The organism is Staphylococcus sp. HMSC36A10 (assembly GCF_001838845.1).
GTDB classification, from domain to species: Bacteria; Bacillota; Bacilli; order Staphylococcales; family Staphylococcaceae; genus Staphylococcus; species Staphylococcus aureus.
This window is the reverse complement of sequence record NZ_KV839130.1, coordinates 80,434-98,049: the sequence shown is the minus strand read 5'-3', so window position 1 is coordinate 98,049 and position 17,616 is coordinate 80,434. Positions and strand designations below refer to the sequence as shown.

Annotated in this window: 20 protein-coding genes; 2 read left to right on the top strand and 18 right to left on the bottom strand. The window is 30.7% G+C overall.

Translation table 11 applies throughout. From position 1 onward, the window contains the following. Positions 1 to 2 precede the first annotated feature (2 nt). The 4 genes from hrcA to lepA all read right to left on the bottom strand — a co-directional run bounded on the left by hrcA (position 3) and on the right by lepA (position 4,593). The gene (gene hrcA / locus HMPREF3247_RS12510; protein WP_000627140.1) at positions 3 to 980 is read right to left on the bottom strand and encodes a heat-inducible transcriptional repressor HrcA; all 978 of its coding nucleotides are present in this window, start codon (positions 978 to 980) and stop codon (positions 3 to 5) included. A gap of 100 nt (positions 981 to 1,080) precedes the next feature. Then, entirely contained in the window at positions 1,081 to 2,205 is a 1,125-nt protein-coding gene (gene hemW / locus HMPREF3247_RS12505) for a radical SAM family heme chaperone HemW (protein ID WP_000218103.1), read from the bottom strand. A gap of 294 nt (positions 2,206 to 2,499) precedes the next feature. Next, a complete protein-coding gene (locus HMPREF3247_RS15025) occupies positions 2,500 to 2,631 on the bottom strand; it encodes a hypothetical protein (protein ID WP_257245485.1) in 132 nt (43 codons plus the stop codon). A 138-nt stretch (positions 2,632 to 2,769) separates the two neighbouring features. Further along, entirely contained in the window at positions 2,770 to 4,593 is a 1,824-nt protein-coding gene (gene lepA / locus HMPREF3247_RS12500; protein WP_000368338.1) for a translation elongation factor 4, read from the bottom strand. A 345-nt stretch (positions 4,594 to 4,938) separates the two neighbouring features. On the opposite strand from lepA, the gene rpsT reads away from it, so the two are divergent. Further along, a complete protein-coding gene (gene rpsT / locus HMPREF3247_RS12495) occupies positions 4,939 to 5,190 on the top strand; it encodes a 30S ribosomal protein S20 (protein ID WP_001274017.1) in 252 nt (83 codons plus the stop codon). A gap of 44 nt (positions 5,191 to 5,234) precedes the next feature. Here rpsT and holA read toward each other — a convergent pair whose 3' ends face one another. From holA to mtnN, 13 genes are all read right to left on the bottom strand, one after another. Then, positions 5,235 to 6,209, bottom strand: a complete 975-nt coding sequence (gene holA / locus HMPREF3247_RS12490; RefSeq protein ID WP_001282568.1) for a DNA polymerase III subunit delta — start codon at positions 6,207 to 6,209, stop codon at positions 5,235 to 5,237. Positions 6,210 to 6,265: 56 nt separating this feature from the next. Continuing rightward, entirely contained in the window at positions 6,266 to 8,467 is a 2,202-nt protein-coding gene (locus HMPREF3247_RS12485; RefSeq protein WP_064130030.1) for a DNA internalization-related competence protein ComEC/Rec2, read from the bottom strand. Positions 8,468 to 8,471: 4 nt separating this feature from the next. After that, the gene (locus HMPREF3247_RS12480) at positions 8,472 to 8,933 is read right to left on the bottom strand and encodes a ComE operon protein 2 (RefSeq protein WP_000439693.1); all 462 of its coding nucleotides are present in this window, start codon (positions 8,931 to 8,933) and stop codon (positions 8,472 to 8,474) included. 91 nt (positions 8,934 to 9,024) lie between these two features. Then, positions 9,025 to 9,711 carry a ComEA family DNA-binding protein gene (locus HMPREF3247_RS12475; protein WP_001793467.1) on the bottom strand — a complete coding sequence of 229 codons (687 nt, stop codon included), beginning with the start codon at positions 9,709 to 9,711 and terminating at the stop codon, positions 9,025 to 9,027. 39 nt (positions 9,712 to 9,750) lie between these two features. Continuing rightward, positions 9,751 to 10,467, bottom strand: coding sequence for a class I SAM-dependent DNA methyltransferase (locus HMPREF3247_RS12470; protein WP_000084829.1), 717 nt, complete (start codon positions 10,465 to 10,467; stop codon positions 9,751 to 9,753). A gap of 2 nt (positions 10,468 to 10,469) precedes the next feature. Further along, positions 10,470 to 10,823 (bottom strand): ribosome silencing factor, encoded by a 354-nt coding sequence (gene rsfS, locus HMPREF3247_RS12465; RefSeq protein ID WP_001088022.1) that lies wholly within the window; start codon positions 10,821 to 10,823, stop codon positions 10,470 to 10,472. Further along, on the bottom strand, positions 10,824 to 11,408 hold the full coding sequence (gene yqeK / locus HMPREF3247_RS12460; protein WP_001019324.1) for a bis(5'-nucleosyl)-tetraphosphatase (symmetrical) YqeK: 585 nt from the start codon (positions 11,406 to 11,408) through the stop codon (positions 10,824 to 10,826). After that, the gene (gene nadD / locus HMPREF3247_RS12455; RefSeq protein ID WP_000725167.1) at positions 11,398 to 11,967 is read right to left on the bottom strand and encodes a nicotinate (nicotinamide) nucleotide adenylyltransferase; all 570 of its coding nucleotides are present in this window, start codon (positions 11,965 to 11,967) and stop codon (positions 11,398 to 11,400) included. The genes yqeK and nadD overlap by 11 nt, the downstream gene beginning before the upstream one ends. Positions 11,968 to 11,969: 2 nt before the next feature. Further along, a complete protein-coding gene (gene yhbY / locus HMPREF3247_RS12450) occupies positions 11,970 to 12,260 on the bottom strand; it encodes a ribosome assembly RNA-binding protein YhbY (RefSeq protein ID WP_000955235.1) in 291 nt (96 codons plus the stop codon). A gap of 3 nt (positions 12,261 to 12,263) precedes the next feature. Continuing rightward, positions 12,264 to 13,070: a shikimate dehydrogenase gene (aroE, locus tag HMPREF3247_RS12445; RefSeq protein ID WP_000666748.1), complete on the bottom strand. Its 807-nt coding sequence runs from the start codon at positions 13,068 to 13,070 to the stop codon at positions 12,264 to 12,266. A gap of 13 nt (positions 13,071 to 13,083) precedes the next feature. Next, positions 13,084 to 14,184 carry a ribosome biogenesis GTPase YqeH gene (gene yqeH, locus HMPREF3247_RS12440; protein WP_001280141.1) on the bottom strand — a complete coding sequence of 367 codons (1,101 nt, stop codon included), beginning with the start codon at positions 14,182 to 14,184 and terminating at the stop codon, positions 13,084 to 13,086. Then, the gene (locus HMPREF3247_RS12435; protein ID WP_000524902.1) at positions 14,185 to 14,712 is read right to left on the bottom strand and encodes a YqeG family HAD IIIA-type phosphatase; all 528 of its coding nucleotides are present in this window, start codon (positions 14,710 to 14,712) and stop codon (positions 14,185 to 14,187) included. A 19-nt stretch (positions 14,713 to 14,731) separates the two neighbouring features. After that, positions 14,732 to 15,418: a 5'-methylthioadenosine/S-adenosylhomocysteine nucleosidase gene (gene mtnN, locus HMPREF3247_RS12430; RefSeq protein WP_000579275.1), complete on the bottom strand. Its 687-nt coding sequence runs from the start codon at positions 15,416 to 15,418 to the stop codon at positions 14,732 to 14,734. Positions 15,419 to 15,731: 313 nt separating this feature from the next. On the opposite strand from mtnN, the gene HMPREF3247_RS12420 reads away from it, so the two are divergent. Further along, a complete protein-coding gene (locus HMPREF3247_RS12420) occupies positions 15,732 to 16,001 on the top strand; it encodes a hypothetical protein (protein WP_000829750.1) in 270 nt (89 codons plus the stop codon). Between the two features lie 201 nt (positions 16,002 to 16,202). On the opposite strand, the gene HMPREF3247_RS12415 is transcribed toward HMPREF3247_RS12420, so the two are convergent. Next, entirely contained in the window at positions 16,203 to 16,967 is a 765-nt protein-coding gene (locus HMPREF3247_RS12415; protein WP_029644402.1) for an exotoxin, read from the bottom strand. Positions 16,968 to 17,616 lie beyond the last annotated feature (649 nt).

Here is a 17,616-nt window from a genome sequence, read left to right as displayed (position 1 = left end):
CATTACCAAATTCTATTTAATAATTGAATGACATTTTGATAATGCATAGCTGTAGGTCCAATCACAGCGATTTGACCTTTTAACGTTTCATCAAAATGATATTGACTTGTTACAATTGAAATATCACTTAAGCTGTCATCAATTTCATTACCAATTTTTACATTAATATTTGGTGAAGATATATCTTGTAATAATTCTGCAATTCTATTTGATTCTATATATTGTAGAATGGGCTGAATTGAAGATACATTACTTTCATTCAATGCATCAATAAGTTTAACCTTTCCACCCATATAAATGCTATTACTTTGATTAGAAATATGATTATTCATCGTATTTAACAATTTATTGATAAATATTTCTTCCTGCTCTGATTGAACAAAAGAGACAATATCATCTTGTAAATTCTGATTAAACTCAGTTAGTTTGTTTGTAACAAAATTTGATATTGTATTTAGTTTGTCATTATTAAACGGTATGTCTGAAGCAAGATGTACATGCTCAACATGACCTGATGAAAATACGATAACCATTATAACTAAATTAGGATTAGCACGAATCAAGTGTACATTATTGATAATATCTTGTTTATGATTAGGATGAACAACTAAAGTTGTATATTGAGATATATTTGATAATTCATCTGCAAAATATGTCAATGCTGATGATACATCATATTGATTCTCAACTAACAATTGATTTAATCGTCTTAATTTATTTGTTTTTTGATGAGATGTTTGTTCAAGTAAACGATTGACATAATACCTAAAACCTAATTGTGATGGCGAACGCCCTGAAGAACTATGTGTCTTTTCGATATAGTTTAAATCTTCAAGCTGTTTCATCTCATTTCTAATTGTAGCAGGACTAACATTCAAGTTATGTCGCTCAATTAGTGTTTTAGAACCAACGGGTTGTCCAAAATCAACATAATCCTCAACAATTGCGTTTAATATACTCAATTGCCTATCTGTAATCATGTTTTCACCTCATTAGCACTCACTTATCTCAAGTGCTAATTATAATTTATCAAATTGGTCAAAGTAAGTCAATGTTAAAGACTCGAAATTTCAATTTTTTTTAATCATTTATTAGGAAAGCTTCAAAAACCTCATTACCTATGACTTTCCCTCGCTTTGTTAGTGCAATCGCATCGTTCTTTTCTACAATTAATTCCTTCTCTTTTAAATTATTTATTGTTTGACCAAAGACACTTTCAATAGATTGGTCAAACTTCTTTTTGAACCTACTACTACTCACACCTTCATTTAAACGCAAACCAAGAAACATTTCTTCTTCCATTCTCTCAGTCAAAGAAGGTTTATTTGATACTAAAATTGCTTTACTTTCTTTATTTATAGCTTTGATATAATGATTCACTGGATTGATATTCGTATAACGCACACCATCTACATAACCACTTGCACCTGCTCCAAATCCATAATATTCCTCATTAAACCAGTAAACCTTATTATGTTCTGATTCATGGCCATCTAATGCAAAATTAGATATTTCGTATTGATGGAAAGGAGATTGTTCTATCTTAGACATCAGCAACTGATACATGTCAGCACCTAAATCCTCATTAGGAAGTTTAAGCAACCCTTTTCTATACATATTATAAAATTGGGTTTTAGGTTCAAGTATTAAGCCGTAACTCGAAATATGTTGAATATCCATATCTAAAGCTAGATCTAAACTTTGTTCAAAATCTTCAATCGTCTGTTTCGGTAAATGATACATTAAATCTAAACTGATTGATTTAATACCTGCGTTTTTAGCATTTAACACCGAAGTGTAAATATCTTCAGTATTGTGCGTTCTACCTAAAACAGACAATAACTCCGGCTTGAATGTTTGAACGCCCATTGAAATTCTGTTTACTCCATATTTTTCTAATAGTTGGACTTTCTCTTTAGTTAACTCATCAGGATTTGCTTCAAATGTATACTCGCCTGTGATTGTAAACGTATCACGTATTGCTTTAAGTAATCTTTCCAACTGATTAATAGAAAGGGCCGTTGGTGTGCCGCCACCTACATACATGGTCTTTAAGTTCCTATATTTTGCTGTAGACATTTCTGTTATTAGTGCATCTAAGTACTCATCTACAGGTTGATTCTGTATAAAATATTTATTGAAATCACAATATGTACATATTCTTACACAAAATGGAATATGTATATATGCACTTTGTACCGTCATTTTAATGCCCCGCTTCTCAGACTGTTTATCCAATCGGCTATATCCTGTTGGACTATCTGCAATTATTCTTACTTTTAACTTTAACGTTTAATCAATGGTTGTCTAATATATCGATTCATTTTGATATTTATTCTTGTTTAGAGGGAGTGAGATAGAAATAATAAAGAACCACTAATGATTTATTATGTAGTGGCTCTTACACATTAGCCAGATGTAATATGTCCATAAAAATAAAATTACATGAGTAAAACTCATGCATAAGGGAGTGGGACAGAAATGATATTTTCGCAAAATTTATTTCGTCGTCCCACCCCAACTTGCTTTGTCTGTAGAAATTGGCAATCCAATTTCTCTGTGTTGGGGCCCCACCCCAACTCGCATTGCCTGTAGAATTTCTTTTCGAAATTCTCTATGTTGGGGCCCCATTGTTATAAGCTCATTTTAACTCTGTCGATGGCTGCCAATATAACATTGTAAAGCCCAGGACGTTAATTTATCCTAGGCTCCCTCTTTTTAGTTATTAAACTTTATTCATTGTAAATTGTTAATAAATTTTTAAAAAACTTATTCGTCATCCATTTTCAATACAGCCAAGAAAGCATCCTGTGGAATTTCAACATTACCAACTGCTTTCATCTTAGCTTTACCTGCTTTTTGTTTTTCAAGTAATTTACGTTTACGGCTTATGTCACCGCCATAACATTTAGCTAAAACGTTTTTACCCATTGATTTAATATTTGTACGCGCTACAATTTTTTGTCCTATTGCAGCCTGTACAGGTACTTCAAATTGCTGTCTTGGAATTAACGTTTTAAGTTTTTCAACTAATGCTTTACCACGTTCATATGCAAAATCTCTATGAACTATGAAGCTTAGCGCATCCACTTTATCACCGTTTAATAAAATATCCATCTTAACTAAATTACTTTCTTTATTTTCGATGAATTCATAATCAAATGATGCATATCCTTTAGTATTAGATTTAAGTTGATCGAAGAAATCAAATACAACTTCAGCTAAAGGTAATTCATAAACAATATTTACACGAATATCATCTAAATAGTCCATATTTATAAATTGTCCACGTTTACGTTGACATAATTCCATTACTGCACCTACATAGTCATTTGGAACCATCATAGTTGCACGAACATATGGCTCAAATATTTTATCAATTTTATCACGATCTGGCATTTGTGCTGGGTTATCAACCGTCACTTCTGAACCGTCCCTTAAAATACATTGATAAATTACAGATGGTGCTGTTGCAATTAATTCAATGCCAAATTCTCTTTCAATTCTTTCTTGAATTATTTCCATGTGTAACATACCTAAGAAACCAGTTCTATAACCAAAACCTAATGCTTGTGACGATTCAGGCTCAAATTCTAATGATGCATCATTCAATTGTAATTTTTCTAATGCTTCTCTTAAATCATTATAATTTTTGTTATCTATTGGGAACAGTCCGCAATATACCATTGGATTCATTTTCTTATAACCTTGCAATGGTTCTGATGCAGGTCTACTAGCTAATGTGATGGTGTCACCAACCCTAGAATCATCAACATTTTTAATACTTGCAATAATATAACCAACATCACCAACTGTTAATTCATCAACTGGAAGCTGCTTAGGTGTATTAATTCCAACTTCTGTTACTTCGAACTCTTTACCAGTCGCCATCATTCGAATTTTATCTCCGGCTTTAACAACACCGTCTACAATTCTTATCGATGAAATTACCCCTCTATATGGATCATACTCAGAATCAAATATTAACGCTTTTAGTGGTGCTTCTGGGTCGCCATCTGGAGCTGGCACAACTTCAACTATTTTCTCTAGTATCTCTTCAATTCCAATGTTAGATTTAGCACTTGCTAAAACAACATCGTCTTGGTCTAAACCTATCATATCTTCAATTTCTTGTTTCACGCGTTCAGGTTCTGCAGCAGGTAAATCAATTTTGTTAATAACAGGCAATAACTCTAACTCATTATCTAATGCTAAATAAACATTTGCTAATGTTTGTGCTTCGATACCTTGAGCCGCATCTACTACTAAAATCGCGCCCTCACAAGCTGCCAAAGAACGTGACACTTCATATGTAAAATCGACGTGTCCAGGCGTATCGATTAAATGGAATGTATAAGTATTTCCATCTTTAGCTTCGTACTTTAAACGAACTGCGTTTAATTTGATTGTAATACCACGTTCTCTTTCTAAATCCATTGAATCTAGTAACTGATCTTGCATATCTCTTGTTTCAACTGATTTGGTATTTTCTAAAATTCTATCAGCCAATGTAGATTTTCCGTGGTCAATATGTGCTATAATCGAGAAATTCCTTATATTCTCTCTTCTTTTTAAGCGTTGCTCATTATCCATTTTATCCTTCTCACTTTCATAAAATAAACCCGTATTATCTTTCGCATCTTTGATATAATAACGTTTTTAATAGGTAAATGCAAACGCCATAATCTTGGATGAACTTTGAAATTATAACAATCTTTATTTAAATACATACTTGCGATATGTTAATATGTTAATTACGTACTTATAATTATAAAACGTATTGATTGTGTTTCCAACACAATTTATTAAATCTGCAAAATTTTAAGCTAACCCCATCAAATAAATGATTGCACAACGGTTAGACTTTTGTTAAAATATTTCTTGTTGTAATCAAATAAAATTTTGATAAGATGAACTCACTTTTAGGAGGTGACAGAAATGGCAAATATCAAATCTGCAATTAAACGTGTAAAAACAACTGAAAAAGCTGAAGCACGCAACATTTCACAAAAGAGTGCAATGCGTACAGCAGTTAAAAACGCTAAAACAGCTGTTTCAAATAACGCTGATAATAAAAATGAATTAGTAAGCTTAGCAGTTAAGTTAGTAGACAAAGCTGCTCAAAGTAATTTAATACATTCAAACAAAGCTGACCGTATTAAATCACAATTAATGACTGCAAATAAATAATCTTTTTAAATAAAAGTTCAAGCGCATGCTTGAACTTTTATTTTTTATAAAGATAGAATGAATAATTCCAGTATTAACTGTTTATCCATATATGATGATTTAAGTTTATAATCAGTTTCCGCACAAGCATCTATAATATTCAATAATTCATCAAGTTGATAATGTCTTACTTGTCCTAACGCTAATTTTACTCTGTATGGATGTACGCCTATTGTTTTAGCAATTTGCTGTCCACTATATCCTTTTTGACTCAAAATCTTACATTGATAAAATAATCGGTAATTACTTGTGATTAGTGCAAGTAATTTAATAGGTTCTTCTTTCATAGTTATTAAATCTTTTACTAAATGAATTGCTTGTTCTTTCTTTCTTTTCTGAATGTATTCAGTCAGTAAAAATACATTTTGCTCTAAACTTCTATTAATAATTTGGTTAACATCCTGCTTATTAATTGTTGGTCTATCGCCTAAAAATAAAATCAACTTTTCTATCTCTTGTGAGACAATATTAAAGTTAATACCTGTCAACTCAATAAATAAATCTAATGCATCTCTTTTGATATCTTTGAAATTCTCATTTAATTTACTTTGAATCCATTTTTTTATTTCTTCTTCAGACATTTGCTCTATTTTTTTAAGCCTTGCATGCTTTTTTAGAGTTTTAGTTAACTTTTTTCTTTCATCAAGTTTATTTTGATATATCTCAAAGACAATCAAATTTTCGCCATCATATTTTTCAATAAATTCTATTAATTGATTTACATTATGAGCCATATCTTTTGGCGCTTTTTCACCTGTAAATATATATGCATTTTTAACCAAAATTGCTTTTTTATCTGAAAAGAAAGGCAATGTTAATGTTTCTTCAACAATTGGTGCAATCTCTGTTTCGTATAAATTATATTTCACAAAGTTAAAGTCATCTCTATCACTTTTCAAAAATTGTGATATAATTTCTGCACTTTGTTTTTCAACCAATTCAGGCACATCTCCATAAATAGCTACAATATTGTCGCTCATTCATTACACCCTTTCATTCGTTTGACACATCAATAGATTATATCATGTTTCTGTATCTATAAACCACTTGCATTTCCATAAGAGTTTGAATCAACTTTTAAATTATCATCTAAGTCAATTGTAACTTGACCGTTTTGTTGACTATTGTAAATGCGACTGCGAATCCTTTGCAATCGTTTAACAACTTCTATATTAGGAAGATGATACATATTGTTCTTCCCAGAAGAAATCAAACTTATTTTAGGCTTAATCATCTCTATAAATTCTTTAGAACTACTTGTCTTGCTCCCATGATGACCTACTTTTAAAATATCAATCTCCGGCAAGTTATATTTTTTTAGTAGTAAAGATTCATTATTTTTACTAGCATCGCCCATTAATAAAACTTTTTTATTTTGATATGTAATCATAGTAATAATCGAATACTCATTTTTATCTCGGCTATTTGGAATAAAACTATCAAAAAATAGAAAACTACTATCTCCAAGTTTAAAACTACTAACTTGTCTTACATCTATAAGTTTAATGTTGTACTTATGGCTTAATTTCGATAATAACATCAATGTATTACTACTATATCCCTTATTGTATATCTCTATATGTTTAATTTTAATATGACTAATAATATATTCCACTTCACCAATATGGTCATTGTGTGGATGTGTTAAAATTAGATACTCTAATTCATTTATCCCTCTTTCATTTAGCGTTGGTAAAATATGATATTTAGAAATTGAATAACTAGGTTGTTTAGTATCATCAATCACTTTCCCACCTGTATCAATCAAGACATTTTGGTTCTTACCACCTTCATATAAAATACTGTCTCCCTGCCCCACATTTAACATTGTAATTTTGTGATGTGAATTTGTTGGAAACGTTATTAATAATGTCAGAATAATTATAGTCCAAACCGTAACCAATATATATTTACGTTTAGCCAATAACCAAAATATGTAATAAACAGAAATTATAAATATTATAAATATCCAATCATTAAACTTGGTAACAGAAAAATGTGATTGCTTGATTCTTGTGAATAGGTCTAGTAACCAGTCATGAAAATTAAAACTTAGGTCAACCAAGTAATTTAGCGGCGTTAATCCCACAATAAAATGACTTGTAATAAAGAATAAAATAGATAGCGGAAACAATATAATCGAATAGTACGGTACAAAAATCAAATTAGATAAAAATCCCACCCATTGAAGTTGATGAAAGTTTGGAATGGCAACGATAAATGAAGCTAATTGTGCAATAAACGTAATTATGAATAATGATTGTAACTTTGACAATTGCTGTAAAAAAGGAAAAAGTAGCATAATAAAAAATGAAATGATGAATGAAAATTGAAATCCAATATCATAAACAACTAGTGGATTTAAAATAAACATAATTATAAATGCAAATGCTAATAGCTGAATACCCTTTATTTTAATTTGCTTAGTAATAAGCAGTACAAGAGTTGTCATTATTATAGCTCTTACAGCACTAGGTGCATAATTTGTGTATTGAGCAAATAAAGCTAATACAATGATTGTAATTCTTTTAATGACAAATAAAGGTAAATTTAATCGTTTTAAAGGTTTGTAAATTAAGAATACAATTGCAGCTATATGCGAGCCACTAACTGCCAGCAAATGATATATACCTATCTCTTTAACACGTTCCTTAAATTGCTCATTAATTTCTTTTACGTCACCAGTAATCAATGCCATAATACGATCCGGAAACTTAATACCCGAATCATAAATTCGATTCATTATAAACTGTTTATGTTTCTCAATTAAATTAGACCGGTTCGATTCTAGGCAGCTTTGTACAACTATACTTTGTAATTTAAGAGTTACAAACTTATTGTCATTAACTTTGAATTGTCCTTTAACAATACAATTACGACTTTCAATTTTCTTTAAATCAAAATTCTTTTTATTTGTTAAAAAGAAAGGATATATTTCATTTTTTAAACTCAACCTACCTTTATATGTGTCACTACCTTGACGTTGAATTTGGATTACTTGAGCACGCTCATTAAACTGAGAATTACGTTCAATATAATTGATATAATTAAATATTGCTTGTTGTGAATAATGTAAATACCATGAGGAGAAAATGATTAAAAAGAGAGAAATAGGGGCATAAACGATTTTATTTTTACGATAAGTAATATACAAAAGTAAAATGAAAAGAAATGTAGAGAGCACTTTGCTAGAATTCCAAAGCACTCCTACAATCATTGATAACGCGACATACAGCAAAACATTAACCTTTAGTCAGATATTTAGCAACATATTCTGGTGAAAATGGAATTTTTTTAAATTCAATACCAGATTGTTTGAGTAATTTAGTTGCATATTCATGGTTATGATAATCTTCTGCATAGTAGATACGCTTTATACCTGCTTGAATAATTGACTTTGTACAATTTAGGCATGGAAAATGAGTAACATAGATTGTTGCACCTTCAGTAGATACACCTTGTTTTGCACATTGTAATAAAGCATTCATTTCTGCATGTATCGTTCTGATACAATGTCCATCTTCAATTAAACATCCTTCATCTATACAATGCACCTCGCCAGCTACAGAGCCATTATAACCACCAGCAATAATACGATTATCCTTAACAATCGTTGCACCTACAGATAATCTTTGACAAGTTGAACGTAATGCTAGCAAATGACTTTGTGCCATAAAATATTCTTCCCATTTGATTCTTTCCAAGATGTTCACCTTCCATACTTAAAATTTAGTAACATTTTCTATTAATATAAGATTAATCACAAAAAATAAAATTTGCAATTAAAATAATCCATTATATCGTGAAATAAGATTTCAGTTTATCAAAAGTTTTACTTCCAAAACCTTTTACTTTTTTCAAATCGTCAATTTCTTGAAATGCACCTTGTTGGTTGCGATATTCAACAATTGCATTAGCTTTAGCTTGCCCTACTCCAGGAACAGACATCAATTCTGATACAGATGCGGTATTTAAATTTACTTTAGTATTATTTGTGTTCCCATTTTTTACATGCACACTGTTTACTCCAATTTGTGGTTCAACATTCTTTTGTCCTTTATGAGGTATGAAAATCATTTTTTGATCTGTTAATTTTTCAGACAAATTAATTTGACTTACATCTGCATCCTCCAATAATTGTGCTTTATCAAGTAAATCAACTACTCTATCCTTAGATGTCATTTTATAAACATTAGGATGTTTAACAGCACCTTTTACATCGACATATACAGGACCCTTATTTTTGGAATTATCTCCATCTTTGACCTGGACATCTTCTACTTTGGACAAACTACTATTTTCACTAGTGCTTTGTTTCAGAGCATTATCTTTATTTTCAAAATTTCTTGAAGTATAATCATCTTGTCTCCAGAATATAAAACCAATTAATACCATAATTAAAACAACAGCACTTATAATATATAACTTCCATTGAGTTAAAAAATCTTTATAGCGTAATAAAAATTGATACAATAAAACCACTCCTCAACTTTATACACGTCTGAGCGAGTGGTTTTACTTTTATTTTTTCGCAATGAAAAACAATCTTTCTGCATCTTCATTATGTTCATCTATATTAAAATCAGTAAATGTTTCAACATGTTTAAAACCAACTTGAGCTAACCAAGACAAATATGTCTTTTCATCAAATGTTCTCTGAAAATGAGACTCATCAAATCTTGAATATGTTTCATCTTCATGTCGAATGAAAAATGTCATATCATGATAAACACTTAAAGGTAAATCTCCTTGCACAGCATCCCATGCTAAAAAAATGTCCCCTTTATCATCAATATAACTTTGATTATTAAACAAAGTCATCATTTTATAAACAGTATGTACATCAAAAATAAATACACCTGAATCAGTCAGATGATGATAAACATTGATGAATGTTTCAATCACTGCAGTTTCATCTTGCAAATAATTTAGAGAGTCACAAAAAATAGTGATGATATCAAATTGTTGTTGCAAATCAAAAGATGTCATATCTCCTTCAAGCCAATTTACATTTGCTGATTTTTGAGCTGCAACAGTCAACATATCAACACTTAAATCCATACCAGTAACATTACCTAAAGCTTCTAATTGAACTGTTAAACTACCAGTACCGCATCCAATATCTAAAATATTTGATTCATCTTTGCAGTGATTTTTTACAATTTCAAACCATTTTTCATATGGTTGATCTTGAGTCAATTGATCGTACACTAGGCTCATTTCTGCATATTGCGACATAATTAATACGCAACCTGACTATATGATTCTAATGGTGCATCTTGATATAACTTTTCAATATTATAATAATTTCTTTCGTCTTTATGGAAAACATGTACCACAACATCAGCTAAGTCAATTAATATCCAACGCGCTTCATTGTATCCTTCCATACGTTTTACTTCTATATTTTGTTCATTGGCTACTTCTTTCACCGCTCTAGCAATCGCTTGAACTTGTCGTTCATTATTTCCGTGCGTTACAACAAAATAATCTGTCATATCGCTGATACCTTTCATTTCTAAAGAAATCGTATCTTCGCCTTTTTTATTGTCAATTGCATCCACAGCAATTGCTAATAATTCTTGTGAATTCATTTAATCATCCTTTATTCTTTCGTCACTATAGTTATAATAATTTAAACAGTCAATCGTCTTATTATATACCGTAATATCTTTCTGTATTAAAAATAGTACTGTGCGTTTAGAAATTTCATAAATTGTCTTATCTAAACTACCTTGATTGTATGCCATATCTCGAATATCATCAACTCCTGGGATTGTTCTTCCAGGTTCGATGTAATCTGCAATAAAAATCAGTTTTTCAGTTTTTGTCATTTGTTGACGTCCAGTAGTATGGTATTTGATAGCCATTAATACTTCCTCATCATTGATACCATATTCATGTTCCATGATTGCTGCACACACAGGGCCATGCAATATTTCACTACCATAACTCAGTAGATCATTACCTAATTCGTATTGTCGAACAATTTGATACATTTTACCTAAATCATCATATTTACAGAAATCATGTAATACACCTGCTAATTCTACTTTACTAGTGTCTCCATCATAAATTTCTGCCAATTTAATAGCTGTTTCTGCAACTCTTAAAGAATGATTATAACGTTTCTCTGGCAGTTTCTCTTTTGCAAGCCGTTTTGCTTTTTCAATGTTCATATAATCCTTCCCCCTTAATATAGTTTTCAACGGATTTAGGAACAAGAACTTGGATAGATTTCCCTTCACTAACTCTTTGTCGAATCATTGTCGAACTTATATCTACCCTAGGTATCTGAATTGCAATCATAGCATTTTCAACATTTTGACTATTTTTGTCTCGATTTACAACTACAAAAGTAACCATTTCTTTTAAGTATTCAATTTGATACCATTTCTCTAGTTGGTTATACTGATCCGTCCCAATAACAAAGTACAACTCACTGTCTTTGTGTTGCTCCTTGAATGCCTTGATCGTGTCATAGGTATAACTCTGACCACCACGTTTAATTTCATCGTCGCAAATATCTCCAAAACCAAGCTCGTCGATAATCATCTGTATCATTGTTAATCTGTGCTGAACATCTATAAAATTATTGTGCTTTTTCAATGGAGACATAAAACTAGGTAAAAAATAAAATTCATCTGGCTGTAATTCATGAAATACTTCGCTAGCTACTATCATATGTGCAGTATGGATAGGGTTAAACTGACCGCCGTAAAGTACTATCTTTTTCATTATTATGGCAATTCAATTTCTTTATTTTCTTTAGATTCTCTATAAATCACTATCATAGATCCAATCACTTGCACTAATTCACTACGCGTAGCTTCGCTTAATGTTTCAGCTAATTCTTTTTTATCATCAAAGTTATTTTGTAGTACATGTACTTTAATCAATTCTCTGTTTTCTAACGTATCATCTATTTGTTTAATCATATTTTCGTTGATACCGCCTTTTCCAATTTGAAAAATCGGATCAATATTGTGTGCTAAACTTCTTAAGTATCTTTTTTGTTTGCCAGTAAGCATATGTTATTCTCCTTTTAATTGTTGTAAAACTGCTGTTTTCATAGAATTAATATCAGCATCTTTATTAGTCCAAATTTTAAAGCTTTCCGCACCTTGGTAAACAAACATATCTAAGCCATTATAAATATGGTTTCCCTTGCGCTCTGCTTCCTCTAAAATAGGTGTTTTATACGGTATATAAACAATATCACTCATTAAAGTATTGGGAGAAAGATGCTTTAAATTAATAATACTTTCGTTATTTCCAGCCATACCCGCTGGTGTTGTATTAATAACGATATCGAATTCAGCTAAATACTTTTCAGCATCTGCTAATGAAATTTGGTTTATATTTAAATTCCAAGATTCAAAACGAGCCATCGTTCTATTCGCAACAGTTAATTTGGGCTTTACAAATTTTGCTAATTCATAAGCAATACCTTTACTTGCACCACCTGCGCCCAAAATTAAAATGTATGCATTTTCTAAATCTGGATAAACGCTGTGCAATCCTTTAACATAACCAATACCATCTGTATTATACCCTATCCACTTGTCATCTTTTATCAAAACAGTGTTAACTGCACCTGCATTAATCGCTTGTTCATCAACATGATCTAAATACGGTATGATACGTTCTTTATGAGGAATTGTGATATTAAAGCCATCTAATTCTTTTTTCGAAATAATTTCTTTAATTAAATGAAAATCTTCAATTGGAATATTTAAAGCTTCATAAGTATCATCTAATCCTAAAGAATTAAAATTTGCTCTATGCATAACGGGCGACAAGGAATGTGAAATAGGATTTCCGATAACTGCAAATTTCATTTTTTAAATCACCTTATAAAATAGAATTTCTTAATACAACATCAACATTTTTAGGAACACGAACGATTACTTTAGCTCCTGGTCCTATAGTTATAAAGCCTAGACCAGAGATCATAACATCGCGTTTCTCTTTGCCTGTTTCAAGTCTAACAGCCTTTACCTCATTAAGATCAAAATTTTGTGGATTTCCAGGTGGCGTTAATAAATCGCCAAGTTGATTACGCCATAAATCATTGGCCTTCTCCGTTTTAGTACGATGTATATTCAAGTCATTAGAAAAGAAACAAACTAACGGACGTTTACCACCTGATACATAATCTATGCGCGCTAGACCGCCGAAGAATAATGTTTGCGCCTCATTTAATTGATATACGCGTTGTTTTATTTCTTTCTTAGGCATAATAATTTTCAATTCTTTTTCACTAACTAAATGCGTCATTTGGTGATCTTGAATAATACCTGGTGTATCATACATAAATGATGTTTCATCTAAAGGAATATCTATCATATCTAAAGTTGTTCCAGGGAATCTTGAAGTTGTTACTACATCTTTTTCACCAACACTAGCTTCAATCAGTTTATTAATCAATGTAGATTTCCCAACATTCGTTGTCCCTACAATATACACATCTTCATTTTCTCGAATATTCGCAATTGATGATAATAAGTCGTCTATGCCCCAGCCTTTTTCAGCTGAAATTAATACGACATCGTCAGCTTCCAAACCATATTTTCTTGCTGTTCGTTTTAACCATTCTTTAACTCGACGTTTATTAATTTGTTTCGGCAATAAATCCAATTTATTTGCTGCTAAAATGATTTTTTTGTTTCCGACAATACGTTTAACTGCATTAATAAATGATCCTTCAAAGTCAAATACATCCACGACATTGACGACAATACCCTTTTTATCCGCAAGTCCTGATAATAATTTTAAAAAGTCTTCACTTTCTAATCCTACATCTTGAACTTCGTTATAATTTTTCAAGCGGAAACAACGTCTGCAAATCACGTCATCACGAAACATATTATGCTCTGGTACAAAACCAGGTTTATTTTTATCTTCAGATTGAAGTGGCGCACCACAACCGATACATTTTAAAATGTCAGACAATCAATTTTCCTCCCATGTGATATAACCTTTTTTACTGAAATGACGTAATAATCGTCTTTCAATTAATCTATTAAACTTAGTAATAAAGCCATCAGTTCGTTTAACTGGAACAACCATAATTGTATATAGACCTCGACGATTACCACCAAATACATCAGTAAGCATTTGGTCACCTATAACAACAGTTTGATCTGGTCTGATATTCATCTTAGTTATTGCTTTATCAAACGCTTTCCCCATTGGCTTTCTCGCTTTAAAAATAAAATCGATGTCTAAATGCTGACTAAAACTAGCAACACGAGACTCATTATTATTAGACACGATTGTAATAGTGATTCCTTTTTCATTAGCTTCCTTAAACCATGCTTTAACACGTTCTGTAGGTTCTTTAACATCCCAACCTACTAGCGTATTATCTAAATCTGTAATAATACCTTTAACGCCTTTGTCCACTAACTTGTCTAAATCAATTTGAAATATTGATTGAACATATGAATTCGGCATAAAAAACTTGCGAACTAAACCCATTTAACTCACCTTTACCTTTTTATAATTGAGACACTAATGCTTCAACAGTTTGACTTGATGATACAGCTGCTTTTTCTAAAAATGCTTCGAAGCTCATTTCCGCTTCTCCATTTGCTAAGTCTGAAACTGCACGAACTACAACAAATGGTACATTAAATTGATAACATGTTTGTGCAATTGCAGTTGCTTCCATTTCAACCGCCATCGCATTTGGAAATGCTTTTTTAATTTTTTGACGTTGTTCAACACTACCGATAAAGCTATCACCACTTACAATTAAGCCTACTTTAGCTGTTAATTGTTGTTGTTGTACAACTTGAGATACTTTTTCTATTAAAGGTTTACTTGATTGAAATGCTACCGGCATCTGTGGTATTTGTCCATATTCATAACCAAATGCTGTTGCATCCGCATCATGATATTTTACATCATCACTTATAAGAACGTCACCTACATTTAAACTTTCATCTAAAGCTCCAGCAGAACCTGTATTAATAATGACGTCCGGTTTAAACTTATTAATTAATAATGTCGTAGAAATTGCAGCATTAACTTTTCCAATGCCGCTTTGGGTAATCACTACTTCTCTATCTTTTAAAATGCCAGTATAAAATTTAACATGTGCAACTGAAATTTCGCTTAATTGTGTTAATTTATTTTTTAATATTGTTACTTCTTCTTCCATGGCACCAATTATACCAATCATCCTTTGATTCACCTCTTTTAAAAAATCCTAGCATTTGTTATTTTATCACATTTTAATCACTACAACGACAAGTATCATGATTTTCATTACTGTATAAAACTTTTGCTTTATTTTTATAAAAAGCTCTTTCAATAACTTGGTATCATAAATAATTATTTTTGAACTCATAACAGTGAATTCGATGCTTCTAATTTGTCTATTTTTCAAAAACTAATCATATCAATTACATCAACCAATCGTGTCAAGAAACTTTATTAAATAACAGGAAAATGATATGTTTAAAATAATAATGATGAAATAAGAGGATTTTACAATGGCTGAAAATAATCAAAATAGTCTCGTAACAAAGATAGCTACATACGGCAGTTTTATTGCAATTGCGTCGTTTGTCATTTTATTTATAAGTATATTTTTAAAGTTTTCATTTAATATCGAGTTTACAGCAACAATTATGAACATATGTCGCTACACTCTAATTCTAGGATTTATACTTATGTCCTTACCTGATGTTGTTGATAAAAACATCAAGAAAATTATATTCGATGCATTTATTATCATCGTCTTTATCTTCTTTTTACTATAGTAGTTTTATTTTGTAATTACACAGTTAATCATATTTGTTTCGTATCGAATTCCTGTGTGTATTAAAGATAATTCTAATAGAAAACAGCAGTAAGACTTTTCTAAGTGTTATCATCCTTACTGCTGTTTTTATTTGTAACAGTATAATGACAGGTACTTTATATTTCACTGTCAAAGATTATTAATGATTAACTTAATTAAATTATGATTTGAATAAATAGATATCTAAATGCAATTTGTCACTATTGATAGTTTTATTATCAGCATACATTTTTAATACCTCATAACCATACTCACCATTTAAATTATAAAAATTATATTCTATATTTTGTTCATCATCATTATGATATTTAACATACCCTTTAACAATGTCGCCACCTTGTTCGTACAACTTATACTTCTCATTCAAATAATTTCTTAATTGAACATCTAATTCTTGAATGGTAACAATTTTCTTTTTCGTTTTTACTGCTGTTAATTCTATTTCTGCTTGATGTCCGTCAATCCATAAATTACAAGGTATATTCTTATAATCATCGTACTTATTATTGTCACTTAAAGTAACACCACCATAACTACATTGCGTTTTATTGGTTGCTCCCCCATGACATCCATATCCATAATTTCCAGCAAATATATCGATATCCTTATTTATAAATTTCTTTGAAAGTGCCTCATTTTCGAATTCAACTTTAAAATCTTTTTTCCAATCATCATTTACGAACATGTCATGAAATAACAAATCATGCTTCAACAGTCTATCGTTTGTGTTTTTATTTTCAAGCTGAGTTGGATTGATGAATGACATCTTAGCATTACTTAGACGCTTTGAATCAAACTTACTTTTATGATGTAAGTCTGAATATTCGATTGCACTTGCTGAATTTGTCAAAATTTCTTCTAACAATAATATTAAAATAAATCCTGTTAAATATTTAACTTCAAACTCCCCAAAACAATTATTAATTTACATTTGAGAGCGAGACATAAATGATAAACAGGCTGGGAAATAAATCAATGTTCTATGCTCTACGAAGTTATATTGGCAGTAGTTGACTGAACGAAAATGCGCTTGTAACAAGTTTTTTTCAATTCAAGTCAGGGGCCCCAACATAGAAGCTGGCGGAAAGTCAGCTTACGATAATGTGCAAGTTGGGGTGGGACGACGATAAAGAAATACTTTTTCTATAGAAATTAGTATTTCTTATGCATGAGTTTTACTCATGTATTCCTATTTTTAAGTACACATTAGCTGTGGCTAATGTGTAAGAACCACTACATAATAAATCATTAGTGGCTCTTTATCATTTCTGTCCCACTCCCTTGAGCCTACAATTTTGATTATGTATCACGTTCATAATACTTTCCAATTTGAAATACCCTGTTCGCAATTATTAGTTGAGTTATATCAACCAATACAGTGTAAACATAAAAATTCCAAACCGTTTAACAGTATATCAGAAAAAATGATAATCATTTCTTTTATTTTTATTAAATTTCATAATGATTCATATAATATTCGCATTAAAACATCACAATACTGATACACAACAAAAAGAGCAGTACATTTGTCATGCACCACTCTCAACAAATATATTTTTCAATGAAGCAATTAC

What these genes read in the sequence shown, in the direction of transcription:
- hrcA (WP_000627140.1), bottom strand. Translation starts at nt 980, where the DNA reads ATGATTACAGATAGGCAATTGAGTATATTAAACGCAATTGTTGAGGAT.
- hemW (WP_000218103.1), bottom strand. Translation starts at nt 2,205, where the DNA reads ATGACGGTACAAAGTGCATATATACATATTCCATTTTGTGTAAGAATA.
- HMPREF3247_RS15025 (WP_257245485.1), bottom strand. Translation starts at nt 2,631, where the DNA reads ATGGGGCCCCAACATAGAGAATTTCGAAAAGAAATTCTACAGGCAATG.
- lepA (WP_000368338.1), bottom strand. Translation starts at nt 4,593, where the DNA reads ATGGATAATGAGCAACGCTTAAAAAGAAGAGAGAATATAAGGAATTTC.
- rpsT (WP_001274017.1), top strand. Translation starts at nt 4,939, where the DNA reads ATGGCAAATATCAAATCTGCAATTAAACGTGTAAAAACAACTGAAAAA.
- holA (WP_001282568.1), bottom strand. Translation starts at nt 6,209, where the DNA reads ATGAGCGACAATATTGTAGCTATTTATGGAGATGTGCCTGAATTGGTT.
- HMPREF3247_RS12470 (WP_000084829.1), bottom strand. Translation starts at nt 10,467, where the DNA reads ATGTCGCAATATGCAGAAATGAGCCTAGTGTACGATCAATTGACTCAA.
- rsfS (WP_001088022.1), bottom strand. Translation starts at nt 10,823, where the DNA reads ATGAATTCACAAGAATTATTAGCAATTGCTGTGGATGCAATTGACAAT.
- yqeK (WP_001019324.1), bottom strand. Translation starts at nt 11,408, where the DNA reads ATGAACATTGAAAAAGCAAAACGGCTTGCAAAAGAGAAACTGCCAGAG.
- nadD (WP_000725167.1), bottom strand. Translation starts at nt 11,967, where the DNA reads ATGAAAAAGATAGTACTTTACGGCGGTCAGTTTAACCCTATCCATACT.
- yhbY (WP_000955235.1), bottom strand. Translation starts at nt 12,260, where the DNA reads ATGCTTACTGGCAAACAAAAAAGATACTTAAGAAGTTTAGCACACAAT.
- aroE (WP_000666748.1), bottom strand. Translation starts at nt 13,070, where the DNA reads ATGAAATTTGCAGTTATCGGAAATCCTATTTCACATTCCTTGTCGCCC.
- HMPREF3247_RS12435 (WP_000524902.1), bottom strand. Translation starts at nt 14,712, where the DNA reads ATGGGTTTAGTTCGCAAGTTTTTTATGCCGAATTCATATGTTCAATCA.
- mtnN (WP_000579275.1), bottom strand. Translation starts at nt 15,418, where the DNA reads ATGATTGGTATAATTGGTGCCATGGAAGAAGAAGTAACAATATTAAAA.
- HMPREF3247_RS12420 (WP_000829750.1), top strand. Translation starts at nt 15,732, where the DNA reads ATGGCTGAAAATAATCAAAATAGTCTCGTAACAAAGATAGCTACATAC.